14 protein-coding genes and 1 pseudogene are annotated in these 13151 nt (G+C 44.3%); 5 read left to right on the top strand and 10 right to left on the bottom strand.

Annotation, left to right across the window (positions count from 1 at the left end; genetic code table 11):
* Positions 1 to 159: 159 nt before the first annotated feature.
* The gene (locus QUA77_RS20115; RefSeq protein ID WP_333452063.1) at positions 160 to 270 is read left to right on the top strand and encodes a hypothetical protein; all 111 of its coding nucleotides are present in this window, start codon (positions 160 to 162) and stop codon (positions 268 to 270) included.
* Between the two features lie 8 nt (positions 271 to 278).
* Here the strand turns inward: QUA77_RS20115 and QUA77_RS20120 are convergent.
* Positions 279 to 509 (bottom strand): annotated as a pseudogene (locus QUA77_RS20120) (DUF255 domain-containing protein); the annotation flags it as partial.
* An 862-nt stretch (positions 510 to 1371) separates the two neighbouring features.
* Here QUA77_RS20120 and QUA77_RS20125 point away from each other — a divergent pair.
* The 4 genes from QUA77_RS20125 to QUA77_RS20140 all read left to right on the top strand — a co-directional run bounded on the left by QUA77_RS20125 (position 1372) and on the right by QUA77_RS20140 (position 5244).
* Positions 1372 to 1650, top strand: coding sequence for a hypothetical protein (locus tag QUA77_RS20125; RefSeq protein WP_333452065.1), 279 nt, complete (start codon positions 1372 to 1374; stop codon positions 1648 to 1650).
* A gap of 369 nt (positions 1651 to 2019) precedes the next feature.
* On the top strand, positions 2020 to 2706 hold the full coding sequence (locus tag QUA77_RS20130; RefSeq protein WP_333035591.1) for a PEP-CTERM sorting domain-containing protein: 687 nt from the start codon (positions 2020 to 2022) through the stop codon (positions 2704 to 2706).
* A 1034-nt stretch (positions 2707 to 3740) separates the two neighbouring features.
* Entirely contained in the window at positions 3741 to 4577 is an 837-nt protein-coding gene (gene crtA, locus QUA77_RS20135; protein ID WP_333035589.1) for a cyanoexosortase A, read from the top strand.
* A 169-nt stretch (positions 4578 to 4746) separates the two neighbouring features.
* Entirely contained in the window at positions 4747 to 5244 is a 498-nt protein-coding gene (locus tag QUA77_RS20140) for a 2TM domain-containing protein (protein ID WP_333035588.1), read from the top strand.
* A 188-nt stretch (positions 5245 to 5432) separates the two neighbouring features.
* Here the strand turns inward: QUA77_RS20140 and QUA77_RS20145 are convergent, their stop codons facing one another.
* The 9 genes from QUA77_RS20145 to QUA77_RS20185 form a co-directional block, all read right to left on the bottom strand.
* The gene (locus tag QUA77_RS20145) at positions 5433 to 6515 is read right to left on the bottom strand and encodes a hypothetical protein (RefSeq protein WP_333452068.1); all 1083 of its coding nucleotides are present in this window, start codon (positions 6513 to 6515) and stop codon (positions 5433 to 5435) included.
* Between the two features lie 226 nt (positions 6516 to 6741).
* Positions 6742 to 7755 carry a CHAD domain-containing protein gene (locus QUA77_RS20150; RefSeq protein WP_333452070.1) on the bottom strand — a complete coding sequence of 338 codons (1014 nt, stop codon included), beginning with the start codon at positions 7753 to 7755 and terminating at the stop codon, positions 6742 to 6744.
* Positions 7756 to 8141: 386 nt separating this feature from the next.
* Positions 8142 to 8480: a cytochrome c6 PetJ gene (gene petJ / locus QUA77_RS20155; RefSeq protein WP_333035581.1), complete on the bottom strand. Its 339-nt coding sequence runs from the start codon at positions 8478 to 8480 to the stop codon at positions 8142 to 8144.
* Positions 8481 to 8605: 125 nt separating this feature from the next.
* Positions 8606 to 9106, bottom strand: a complete 501-nt coding sequence (gene psbV2 / locus QUA77_RS20160) for a photosystem II cytochrome PsbV2 (protein WP_333059362.1) — start codon at positions 9104 to 9106, stop codon at positions 8606 to 8608.
* Positions 9107 to 9260: 154 nt separating this feature from the next.
* Positions 9261 to 9749, bottom strand: coding sequence for a photosystem II cytochrome c-550 (psbV, locus tag QUA77_RS20165; protein ID WP_333035576.1), 489 nt, complete (start codon positions 9747 to 9749; stop codon positions 9261 to 9263).
* Positions 9750 to 9894: 145 nt separating this feature from the next.
* Positions 9895 to 10086 carry a translation initiation factor IF-2 gene (locus tag QUA77_RS20170; RefSeq protein WP_333035575.1) on the bottom strand — a complete coding sequence of 64 codons (192 nt, stop codon included), beginning with the start codon at positions 10084 to 10086 and terminating at the stop codon, positions 9895 to 9897.
* A gap of 379 nt (positions 10087 to 10465) precedes the next feature.
* A complete protein-coding gene (accD, locus tag QUA77_RS20175) occupies positions 10466 to 11416 on the bottom strand; it encodes an acetyl-CoA carboxylase, carboxyltransferase subunit beta (protein WP_333035573.1) in 951 nt (316 codons plus the stop codon).
* Between the two features lie 129 nt (positions 11417 to 11545).
* Positions 11546 to 11767 (bottom strand): hypothetical protein, encoded by a 222-nt coding sequence (locus tag QUA77_RS20180; protein WP_333035572.1) that lies wholly within the window; start codon positions 11765 to 11767, stop codon positions 11546 to 11548.
* Positions 11768 to 11828: 61 nt separating this feature from the next.
* The gene (locus QUA77_RS20185) at positions 11829 to 12659 is read right to left on the bottom strand and encodes a prepilin peptidase (protein ID WP_333035755.1); all 831 of its coding nucleotides are present in this window, start codon (positions 12657 to 12659) and stop codon (positions 11829 to 11831) included.
* Positions 12660 to 13151 lie beyond the last annotated feature (492 nt).

Below are 13151 nucleotides of genomic sequence, written 5' to 3' on the forward strand. Positions count from 1 at the left end.
GGAAACCTGTTAGAGCAATCCTCGCATCATTTGTGAATTTCTTACTCTCTCCCCTTAGTAAGGGGAGGGTTGGGGTAGGGTAAAAAATTTACGACTTATTTAGGATTGATCTAGCAGCAGTGCACGAGCTTGATTGGTCGCTGTTGGTTTTATTTACTAATGTGGGGCTTAGGATTGTGGCTGAATGCTTGGAATGTCGAGCGAACTGAAGGGGAAGAGTACGAACAAGCGTTTCAGCGGTGGCGGTTGAAGAAACAGGTGGGACAGTGAAAAGCGCTTTTTATCGGTATAAAGTGCGAATTCATGTATTGGACGGCGCGATCGCAAAATGCTTCACCTTCCATCACCCTACACCAGTGGCAGCTACAGTAGCGAATTGAAAGAAAAATCGGTTTATTTTCCCTCCAGGCCCTTTCTCAGGCTTCGTCGCACCAGGCCCACCAGTCGATCGGATTTTCGGCCTGTTTTGGCAGATAAAAGGTTTGGGATTGAGCAAAACGGTTGACCATAATCAAATCCACTTGAACTTTTGCTGGGTAAGCTTGTCAGTTCTCTAGCAGTTTAGCGCGAGATGTTTTAGCTGAGTTGTTGCTGATAATCCTGTTTTCAGATGATCGCTGATCATTTATATGTCAAATTAGTTGAGCGTCTCGGAGAACCTTCAATCAACCGCTGGGAAAATTTTAGCTGACTGCGACGGTTCCTCCTGCTGTCCTCAAACAGTGCCAAACTGAATCTGGGAATTGACGAGTGAGAAACCCGCTCAAACCTTGATATTTAGAGGGTTTAGGCTCTTGAAGCTCCCTCAAGAGAGTAGTAATTATCACAAGTTTATTGACAATTTTGATGGTAGCGAACGCGAACGATCGTGATTAGACCCTGAAAAAAGTCTAAAAATTAGCGATCGCACACACACATTTTTTTGATGACAAGCTACTCAAACCCTTACTGTGTCAAGTATTTCTACTTGCTTATCACCCGTTAAATCTTGGAATCGAGCTTTTTCGGAAAAATAATATTAACCAATTTTTAGCGAAAGCAGACCCAGAAATAGAATTATTAGTCCCAACATTTTTAGATAACGACCACCGCGCCTTCTACGGTAGACGCAGGACAGTTTCATTCTCTTGTAGGGGCAGCAAAGAGTGGCTGCCCCAATCCCACCAAATGCCTAACAAATCCTGGATGGGTCGGGTCGGCATTCTGGGCACGACCCGTACAAAAAGCTGGTTTCCGTGAGAATGAAACAGCCCTGACGGTAGAGGTGTTCCGAAAACTATGTCCCAGAAAGTCGAGTCGTCCCTTTACTGGGCCAAAGTTCCGGCGTCACAGATAATAACGACCACCGAAACCATTGGCCTCTAAACTGAGATGTTGCACCATGATCAACAAGCCTGTTTTGGGCGGCCTCTCCTGCCCAACCCCTACTCCCCACAAGAAAACTCATTCTTTGTGGAACGGGCCGGAGAGCGGGTTCTTGATAATGGTGCATATAAGTCTAAATGGCGCTGGTTGCTGAATCCGAAAGCGAGAATCGACGCACCGAATATGATCCAAGATTTTGTCCTGAGTTATAGTCCAGATTCCGCAGCTTCAACTGTCACCATCGGTTATTACTTATTTTTACCCAGCAATCAAGCTATCACTTAAACTTTTCTACCGTACATTAACGGATAAAACACTTTTTAAGAGCATAAATCAGAGCTTTTAAACACATTGATCAGTAATTATGCTGTGTGAAAACCCAGGTTAGGAAGGTGGGTTATAGCTTTTTGAAATAGAAAAAAGTCAGGAGTAAAATCCGGCTGGCAGCACCCCTATTTTTTGATGCACGCCATAGGAAAGACCTAGCTAGAAGCCATCAATTTAGGCAAAATGCCTAAATCCAATCAGCGTATTCTCAATCTTCATCGAATCTTTATCAAACCTACTTGCATTAACTTGTGCTTCGGTTTACATTGAATATGTGAAGGAAAAAAACCTGCTTCCAGTCAACTTAAAAAAATAACGGTGTCAACCATGAAATTCCAATTAAACTTAGTCAAATCTATTTTAGCTGTTGCCGGTGTCGCCGCTGTTAGTGCAGTCTCCGCAGCACCTGCCTCCGCCATCGGCTTTGGCTTTAGTAATATCACTGGTGGGGCTACGAGTGGAGATGCTTATGCTAGCAAGTTTAGCTTTGATGTCACAGATGGTGGAGCAAATAACGTTCTTTTCAAGATTGCAAATAACACATCAGTAGCCAGCATATTTATTGGTTCAGTTTACTTTGACACAGGTTCTAATACCAATTTATTGACCAACTTTGGCGTTAATGTTGGTAATAGCGCAGGAGTGCTTTTTAAAAATGATGGAGCTAAGAATATGTCACAAAGTAACCACCTTCAGGACGCTTGGTCTACTGATTTTTCAGCTACGAAAAGCGGTGGTCAAGGCGGTGTCGACACGGGTGAGATGTTGGGGGTGAGTTTTACTGGAAATTATGATAAGGTAGTTTCCGCGTTGACTGCTGGTACTTTGAGACTAGGGTTGCACGTCCAGGGTCTTCCTCCTCTTCCTGGTCAGTCCACTAGCGATTCTTTCGTCAGCAGCACTAGCAACACTGAAGCTACTCCTGAACCTTTAACAATGCTTGCTGCTGGAGCCGCTGTTGGTTTTGGTGCTATGTTCAAAAAGCAACGCGCTCAGGCTCAAAAAGCTGAATAGGCGATCATTTGAACTGGTTTTCGATTCGGGCTTGATGCCAAACGGATTATTTTATGTTCGAGCTAAAAACCTGGTTTCACCAAGAAACCAGGTTTCTTAGTATCTGATAGCGCGCCACCGTGAAAACCCCAGCCTTGAAAGCCTATCTCAAGGGAGCATCTCATATTTGTTGTAAAAACACTTATTCTGGCTCCTTCCTTCTTCCTCTTTTCTCCTAGCTCCTGGCTCCCATTTCTAGCTTGGCTGCAAAAGTGAGATGCTCCCCATCTCAGTCAAATCCCTCTAGACAGCGCATTTAATAACTACCGTAAGGCTGTTTCTGAAGCATTTCCGATATATACCAATCCTTGCAAAAGTCGTAAATTTTTTACCGCACCCCAACCCACCCCGAACCCGCTCTGAGGAAGAAATTCACAAATGATTTAGGATTCCTATAAAGACACTGAGATTCTTGAAAAGCAGAGAATCACCCTTGAGCATGGCTCGAACTGTAACTCGCTCAGCCGTATTTACTCAAACCTCAGTGTCACACCATGCGCGGTGCTAATTGCATCTAGTCTCAAGAAATCCAACCCTCAATGAAGCTACTTATTTTTAATTTTTGTTGATTCACTCCCTTTTTAGTATTTGCTTACAGGGGCCAAGTAAGTAAGCGCTAGGCATCCCACCAATCATTTCCAGTAGCAGTCTTTTCAATAGGTGTCCTAATGCTGAGCTATGCGTTGCCTCTGAGTCTCACCATCCATCAAATTCCAGAGTGTCTACTAACATCATCTCCCAGATTTACGGCTTTTAAAATCCCCCTAGTCCTTTCCGTAGGAGGGGTTCAATCTACTGAGTTGTCCACCTCCCCTACTATTTTTATGATATGATCTAACAAGAGTCTGGACTGTTTTTAGTTCCTAGTCTGAAACCCTGGATTTTCCGTTGGTACTTCGATTGCCGAATCGCCGGGAAACCCTTATTCTAGGGTTTGCAATCAAAAACTGTCCCCAGTATGGCTCTCCTCAATCAACTAATAACTAATATCTAAAATGTTCAAGAGAAAACTTTTTTGGCTCATCATTATCGCCACAGCTTTAGTAACTCTGAATATGACACTCCTGTGGAAACTGGGGGATGTTGCTCATTTTTGGATGAGTATAGTTTTTTGGTTCGCTGTGGGTTCCCTGCTTTGGGACAACCACCATCTTCTCAAACAGAGTGAGATAAAAAGTGACTTATTATCGACAGTAGCAGGGACGCTATTAATAGCTTTTATTTTATTTAAAAGTGCTGGGGTTTCCAGTAAATTCGATCCTTTTTTAAGACTTGCACCTTTTTTGTCGGGTTTAGGTTTGAGCCTAATTGCGGTAGGTTTTCAGAACTTAAAACTATATTGGCGTGAATTGGTAATACTATTTTTTCATGGCACCCCCAGTGTCCTTACGTTACCTTTAGTGGATTTTGTTACCTCGCTTACTGCTAAATTTGCTTATTATTCTTTGTGGTATGTCGGTTTTGATGTAACACGTGACGGTAATTATGTTGCTTTACCGACAGGAAGGGTGTTGGTAAATGGGGGTTGTTCGGGTATAGAGGCAATGAATTATTTATTAGGTTTAGCTGTAGTTTGTTTGTTGATGTTTCCTACTAAACAAAATAAGGCTTTGGTAATAGGTGTCGCTGTCATTTGTGGTTTTATTATTAATGTTTTTCGAGTGGCGGGAATGGCATTGTTAGTTGCATCTCATCGCCTAGATTTGTTTAAATATTGGCATGAGGGTGAAGGTTCTTTAGTAGTGGGAATGCTTGCGGTGGTGTTGTTTGGGCTCTTTTATCAATTTATGTTGAAACGAGATAGCAAACTTAGTCAAAGTTCGGGAAATTAATTAGTTGCACTTTGAGGAAATATATGGGTTCTTCGATTTCCCCTCCCATAGTCAGGAGTCTCGCTCACTCAAATGTCCGGGTGTTGAAATCCGCCAATGTCACTACCTGTCGTTTAACGGCGTCTATATCTATCATAGAAAGGATGTCAGAAATTATAGGAAACCTGTTATGGCGACAAATGAAAGTCAAATAAATCAAATTTACGGTTCAGAGGATGCTCAAGGTATTTTACAGCTTGCGATCGCGCGGCGACAGGATGAGGGGGAATTATCCAGAGTGCAGCTTTTCGAGATTGCAGCGGAATTGGGCATTTCCGAACAGGATATTGTAGCGGCGGAACAGCAATGGTTAGCAACTAGAGGAGAATTTCAAGAAAAGCTGGTTTTTAACACTTTCCGTCGTCGCAAATTGCAGAAAAATGTAACAAAGTACGGCATTATCAATACTTTTTTAGTTTTGTTTAATCTAGCAGGAGCGCACGAGCTTTCTTGGTCACTGTTCATTTTACTAACGTGGGGATTGGGATTGTCGCTAAATGCTTGGAATGTTTATCAAACTGAAGGAGAAGATTACGAAAAAGCGTTTCAGCGGTGGCGGTTGAAGAAACAAGTCGGAGAGTCTATTGGTACTGCGACGAATAAGTTTATGAAGTGGTTGCAGTCGTGATTTTCTCTTAAGAAAAAAGCGATCGCTTTTTCTTCAAATCAACTATCGCCCATACAAACAAATAGCAAAAGATAACTATTCTGCCGGAAAAAACTGGGGCAAATGATTAATAACTGCTGTAATTTTTCCGATATTTAAGTTAGCTCCGACATTCTTAGCTGCCCTTCTCCCGCCATTTTCATACATCATTAGTTCGTACTTTTGGCAATTATTTCCAAACTACTGAGAACAAAATTGTGAGGGAGTAGCTGATCAAAAGCAGCGCGAGATTTCCGGCAGGCCTCAGCAAAATCGTCATCCGAAAGTTTATCGTGAAAAGCTTGGACATAATCTCCAATCCGATGCACTTCCGAAAAAGGAACGATCACGCAAAAATCTTCCCATTTCATACCTCTCAACTCCGGTAACGATTTATTGGTATCAATGAAAACCGGAATTCTCCCTGCTGACATCACCTCCCCGAGATGGTAACAGCCATTATCGTCTCCCCTCATCGCCAAGATATAAGCATTATTCTCGATATTTTCGATATACTCGGCTCTTTGGCGGTTTCTTTCTTCCACTGGGAGACTAAAAAAATCTCCCTTTCTTTCAATCACAGATATTTGTAGATTTTTCGCTTTTCGCACTTCTTTAATTATTTTTTTTCTGACTAATCGTGCAATCAACCTTCGCATTCCCAAATTCAAATTACGATTAACAAAAAGGTTGCATGCCATCCAGTTAACCATCGAATCAGAAAATTTAATATAACGTAATATCAACGTATTTAGTCGGGATGGATATTCAACATTTCCCACAAAACCGACAGTAGGTATTGATGGTTTTGGCATATTTACCTTCTCTCCCAGGTCATAAATCCATGGGGGTGTGGGTATGGATTTTTCTTTTTTATCACGGTAAGTTGCCGAGGCAAACAAGATTTCTCCTGGATAAGCCTGACACTCCAAACAGTTTGCAAAGGTGACGAGCGTCCTTTTTGATCCTAATACTTGGCGCCGGAATTTATTTAATTCAGCTTCCTTATGAAGGCCATAATAACTTGAAATAAAATGTGGAGTTACCACAATCTTGCCTGCATCTGCCAAGTCTGTAAATCGGTGAATCTTGACTACCTCCGGTAATTTATCCCTGAGCAAATTCCAAAACTGTAACTGTGGATTAGTGTCCGGCGGGCTGAGGTGCATTAGCAGTGGGGCTGGGCGTACCCCAGGAAGTAGTAAATCTTCATTGATCCATATTTCCAGAGGTTTGTTAAGTTGGTCACTCATTTTTTTTCTTCAGAGTAATTTTTTGTTTACTTTCAACCCAAATCTTGACAGGCGGGGGACTCTCGCCGCCGCCACTGAATTTTAACATAGGCAATCAAAATTTTAAGAGCAGGGGGTAGGATACCGCTAGTATAGAGCGTCTTACGTTTAATTAGAACGACCTACTTCTGTGTTGCTTGCAGTTGCACCCAAAGTGCGCCCAAGTTTAACTGCAAACCCACTAAAATTACTGCGGCGAATCTTGCTTAACCGCATCTTCAACCACAGGATGAATTAAAGCAGATCGCAAACCTTGCCGCATTTCCGAATTCAAATACCTGCGTTGCAAAACCTGCCATTTTTGCCAAGCTGCATAGCGGTTTTCTGCCAACAAACCAGCCAACTTGGGCAACTCTTTTTTCAGATCGCGATCGACAAAATCTGTCAAAAACTCGCCTAAAACTTCACTGTCTTGAATATCCCCCAAACATTCCTGAATAGCTTTTACATCTTCGACATAAACTTCGTAAGTCTCGCTGTAAAAATCCCCAAACAGATTCATCAAATAGCGAACCCGCTTCGCTTGCTTCCGCAAATCGTGCAGAATAGTTCCCTCGGCTGCTAACTTCTCTTCGACAGCCTCAGCATTTAAATCATCAACAACTTTAACTTTGCCATCTTCATATTCTGTACCCAACAGCCAAGCCGGATGTAGGAAAAACTCGCTGACTTGAGGTAACAGTAAATCTGGCAAAACCTCAGCAATTGGCAAATGTTCGATCGCCTGAAACTTCGGTTTTTCCAGCCAATCCTCGATCGACTGCTTCAGCGATTCGTAGCTTTTGTGCTCTAAAATCGCCCTCACCCCTTTTAAAGCCCGCTGGCGCTGTTTGAGCAAATTCAACAAAGCCTTATCCAAAACTTCCTGTTCGTCAGCCGGCAAATTCGGGTAATAGCGGTTTTGGAGACTTTCGAGCATCACATCCAAATCCCTGAGCGTTCCCAGAATCCGCCCCACCTTACCAATTTTACGTTCAGAACCCTCTTTTGGCCAATCTAAAACCGGAGCAAAACCAGTCACAGCCGATCGCAAACGTCTTAATCCCACGCGCATTTGATGAAGTTCTTCCGCGTCTTTGTCTTTGATAACTTCAGCCTCGTGTGCTACACTTTTGCGGAAATATTTCTCAATCGCTCCAGATGCAGCGTCTCCGAGAGTTTTAACTTGAGTTTTAACTTTTGCTGATGTTTTTACGTTCATGGCAGGTGTAGATTCCACTTTGCAGATCGACTTTAATCTCGATTTCAAAGCTTTGCTAATAAGGGGTTATATCCTAGCACACACTTTTAATTTAGGAAGCGCAACCCGAATAAATCTTAATATAAAGTGCTTGACAATTTCTACTTAATCAGCATTTAGGAATCTAAAATTTTTAATCTAAAATCTAAAATCTAAAATCTAAAATAGAATTACCCTCCCTCGCCCTTGAGCTAATAAAAATTGGATTTCTAGCGCGCTTTCCCAAATAGGTTAAGATCGCTGCAAACCGATATTTATTCGCCAAAGGGTGAGAGAGGGTGCGATCGGGAGGACAAGTTTTAAATTAAATCAAACCCGCCCAGGCTGCCCGACTTCAAAGAGGCAGTTTAGCCTTTCCAGTCTTTCTCAGATTGCTCGAGCACGTAGGTTGCTACATCCTCGATTTGTTCGGGCTTCAACTTGGCGCCGAAAGCAGGCATAGCATTTTTGCCCTTAGTTACCTGAGTGGTAATAGCTTCCAGAGAATTCATACCGTACTTCTCAAGAGCTTCCTTTTTCAAGGTTTTCATGGCCATAACCACGTTGCCGCCACCGATGTGACAAGCAGCACAGTTCGAGCTAAAGATTTTAGCTCCTTTAACCGCATCACCTGCCAAAGCAGGGCGACCAAAGCCGACGGTAAAAATTGCGAACGCTAATAGGGCGATCGATAAGAGTCTTTTCAACGCAGTTCTCCTCTAATGGACACGCAAATGGTGATTCTTTAGATATTTTACCTGTTAAAACAGGCGCGATCGCGCAGTCGTATCGCCTTCTTTCGAGTAATTTACCACTTTTTGGCAGTGGCAGTTCAACTCTCAAAATTCTCCACGCCCCAGCCCGGAGCTTTCTGAGCAGCCCGGATCACAAAAGCCGCTAAATTTTCAATCTCAGCCTGTGGCATCCAGCTTTCCGGCACTTGGCGGCACCAAAAAGTCTCCTCAGTACCGTCATAAGTCATCGGTTCTCTCAGATACCCCACCAGACTATTGATGTTGTTGCGGGGAGGCGTTGCCCCCTTAAGGTCAGCCAAAGACAGAGATATCGTCGGATCGGGCAAATTAGCTCCTCCGACGTGACAATTCAAGCAATTTTGCTCGAACAAAACTTTGCCCGCAGACAAATCCTGAGCCGAAAACAAGCGAGTATGTCCCTCAGAGTCCAACTCCAGAGCCACAGGTTCGCTGGCTTGTAAATACCTATTCACGTAAGAATCGGCAGCAGCCAAAACAGGTTGAGGAGCCAACAGCACGATCGGCAAAATAATTAACATCCCCAACAGAAAGCAGACAAAAGCACCACGACGCAGCATGAGGGACTACAACCTTTTGCGAGAATCAATGAGCCGGAGGTAAATTTTAGATTTCAGATGTTAGAGCGAAAAACGACCAGCCAGCAATTCTTGCCCAACTTCAGCCCTCTCCCCATCCAAAATCCAAAATCTAAAATCTAAAATCTAAAATCGATTAGCGAGCGCCTTTGCCACCAGCCCACTGCTTGGAGACAATTTTCGGCTGCAACAGAATGTGACCGGCAATCGCGTACAAATCGTCATCCGAGAGATTTCTCATCTCAGCGAAAATATCTGCACTCTTCATGCTCGGATGCAGTTCCGAAATTTCCTCAAACCCGTCATAAGTGGTGGGATTTTTCATAAAGTCCACCAGCGACTCAATATTATTCCGGGGCGGGTTGGCCAAAGCCAGAGTTTCCGGGCTCAAATTCACGTTCGGGTCAGTTTTGGTCATCCCCGCAGCGTGACATTGAGCGCAAGCCGAATTGAATAGGCGTTTGCCTTGCTGAACTTGTTTGAGGCTCAGCACCACTGGAGCACCCTTGTCATTCAAAGTCACAGTGCGAAGTTCAGGACTCAGTTCGACAGCCATCGCACTGCTGACAAATAACTGAAAGCTCAAGAATACAGCGGTCAGAGCAATGAAATATCTTTTAAGCATGGTTCTCCTTAAAAAAATCCGGCAAATTATTGAACGCTAAGAGAGTATAGCTGGCAAACAGATTTGTGTTCAAAATTCCCTCTTTCTGCAACAACTGGCGAAAGTTGGTGCAGCCATACCTTTAAAGGTAGAGGAATTTTGCGATCTAATCTGCACGAAGTTTTGAGTCGCGCCTTTTTTCGAGAGTGGACATAATTGCCTTAACATCCTCCAAAGCCAAACGGGTTTGAGGGTGCTTGTAGGCAATTTCCAACTCATCGCACAAGCGGATCACATCTTCAACAGGGACGTTGAAGTCCTCTGCTATTTCTGCGATGGACAGGTCTGCAAAACCCATAATTTTTAGGTCGCTGACAGGTCAAAATTGAGTTGACGGCTATTAACTGAAAGCCGGACAATTTTAGAAAGCGCTGTTAGCTTGTTCTGTTAGTTTGTTCTGAGATGTTGTTCGATCGCAAGCTAACTAACCGCTAACTGCTACTAGGCATTTTTGCCCAGCCAAACTCCAGGGCCAATCAACTTCCGATCAATATCATCCCACTGCTGCGTCGTTATTACCAATAGGAGTTGCGCGGATGGGGCTCAAAAGCCGGTGTCTGCGTGAACGTCTCGTTACCAAACTCAATATTGTTGGTAGAAGCCGGGTTTTTCGCAATTCCTCAGCAATTTCCTCTGTGCCCCGCACTCACCAACAGACAATCCTCCGGCGCAGCAGCTTAGGGAGAAAGTTTGAAAGCGTGAGTCTGCGGGGGCAAAGCGTGATTATCGCTGGCTTCGAGGGCGGGGAATTCCGAGTCTGCCAAGAAAGGCTGGGGCTGGTGGAGGCTGATGAGCTGACCGAGAGTTTTCTTTAATTGAGTCCGGGGTACGATCAAATCTACAAAACCGTGGGCGAAGGAGTATTCGGAAGTTTGATAATTTTCCGGCAGCTTTTCCCGCAGAGTTTGCTCGATTACCCGGCCGCCCGTAAAGGCCACAGTAGCTTTTGGCTCTGCAATTATAATGTCTCCCAGCATGGCAAAACTGGCGGTGACGCCGCCGGTGGTCGGGTGGGTCAAAATCGGGATGTAAAGCAGTCTCGCTTCCCGGTGGCGTTCCAGAGCCCCGGAAATTTTAGCCATTTGCATCAAGCTGAGCATTCCTTCTTGCATTCTTGCACCACCGGAAGCGCAGACAATGATCACAGACAAGCGTTCCCGCGTGGCGTGTTCGATGAGGCGAGTCAGCTTTTCTCCGACAACTGATCCCATGCTGCCGCCGATGAACTGAAATTCCATGACTCCGAGGGCGACTGGCAAATTTTCTAGTTTGCCGATGCCTGTTTCTACGGCGTCTAGGTGGCCTGTTTTTTCTTGAAATTCTCGGAGTCGATCGCTATATTTTTTGCGATCGCGAAATTTCAGGGGATCGGTGGCGTGCAGTCCTTCGTTAAGGGGCACCCAGGTATTGGGATCGATCAACTGCTCGATGCGATCGTCACTGTAAACTCTGATATGATGCCCGCATTCCAAGCAAACCATTTGATTTGCTCGCAGGTCTTTGGTATAACTCAGGGCATCGCAAGCTTCGCATTTATTCCAAAGTCCGTCCGCAATTTCTCGTTCCGGCCGTTCTTGGGAGTTCGGTACTGATTTTCGTCGATTTGCAAACCAATCAAATAGAGACATTAAAACTTGGTAATTGGTAATTGGTAATTGGTAATTGGGAATTGGTAATTGGTAATTAGTAATTGTTAGTTGTTAGTTGCTAGTTGTCAATTGCTAGTTGTTCAGTGACTAATGACTAATGACTAATGACTAATCACCAGATTCTGGCTCATCTTCAACTGGACTGATGAGGAGCGATGCTGTTCGCTGGTGTTCTGGAAGAACTTGCAGGGCTGTAGCACTTCCAGCCCCGAAATAAGATGCTATGCCCAAGTCTACAATCCGGGCCGGGATTTCATGAGCAGCTAGGAGCTGCTGCATTAATTCCGCTTCCCAACGAAAGCTAGTAGTTGTAAGTGTAATCCAAGACACGGAACAATTTTACCAATTTTTGAGACAATGTTATGTTCGATCGCGCCTGACTACGGGCACATCAGAAACTAAAATTCGGGAAAAACAACTGCCAGTAACTAGATAAGATCGCTTCGCCCCACAGAGCAGTAATTGCTGTACCGAGAGCCAGAAACGGGCCGAAAGGCATGGGTTGACGCCGATCGAGTAACCCGATAGCGATCGCCCCGCCACCGACAAAAGCCCCGGCGACACAGGCGATAAATCCCGCTAGCAGCAAGTATTTCCAACCCAGCCAAGCTCCCATCAAGGCGGCCAATTTTGTATCTCCGGCGCCCATAGCATTCTGCCCCAGCCCGATCGTCCCGGCAAGTCCGATCGCGTCAAACAGCCACAACCCGACAACTGCTCCCGCGATCCCATCGAGTACCAGATAGTGTATCGAGTCGATCAAACTAAATGTCGGCCACCAACCTTTCGCCACCTGGAAAACCAATCCGAGCACCAAACCCGATCGAGTTAAAGAATTAGGCAAAGTCATTGTATCGCAATCAATCAAAGACAAAGCCAACAGCCAGCTAAACAAAGCCCAAAAACCAAGAGTTTGCACTGTTACGCCAAACCGCCAAAAGATTAGCAAAAAGAGCAAACCCGTAGCTGCTTCCACCAGTGGATAACGGACAGAAATCCCACTGTGGCAGTGATTGCAGCGTCCCCGCAGCCATAGCCAACCGAAAACGGGTATATTTTCGTAATTTCTGAGTTGATTTAAACATTTGGGACAGCGAGAAGGAGGGTGGATCACCGACAAACCCGCAGGCAACCGATAGACTACCACATTTAGAAAGCTGCCAATAGCCGATCCGACAATAAAGACGATCGCCGTGACAAGGCAATTAAAGATTATTTCCATTAAGTTGACTGTTGACTGTTCACTTTTGACTGCGGTTATGTATCTGTTGTCAGTTGTCAGCAGCGCTGTTTCATTCTCTTGTAGGGGCAGCAAAGAGTGGCTGCCCCAATCCCACCAAATGCCTAAAATATCCTGGATGGGTCTGGTCGGCATTCTTCGCACGACAAGAGTCAAAACGTGGGTTTTCCTGAGAATGAAACAGCCCTGAGTTGTCAGTTGTTAGAGCCTGTACGGTCAATTACCCATCATAAAAGGTATTAATAGTCAAAAATGCAAGTTTTCATAAAATCCTGAAAACATGGCTCTTCACTAGAAACCTATTTTAGTGCGAGCGTTCGAGCGGACATAATATTAGTTACTAATTACCAATTACCAATTCCCAATGCTCAATTATCAATTATCACCAATGACCAATTAAGTAGGTAGGCGGGAAAAAACATATTTATGTAACAAAACATTAAGCAGCATAATTGGAGTTAAACTTAAGGCGTT

Origin of the sequence: Microcoleus sp. K5-D4 (genome assembly GCF_036704575.1) — a bacterium.
Classification (GTDB): Bacteria; Cyanobacteriota; Cyanobacteriia; order Cyanobacteriales; family Microcoleaceae; genus Microcoleus.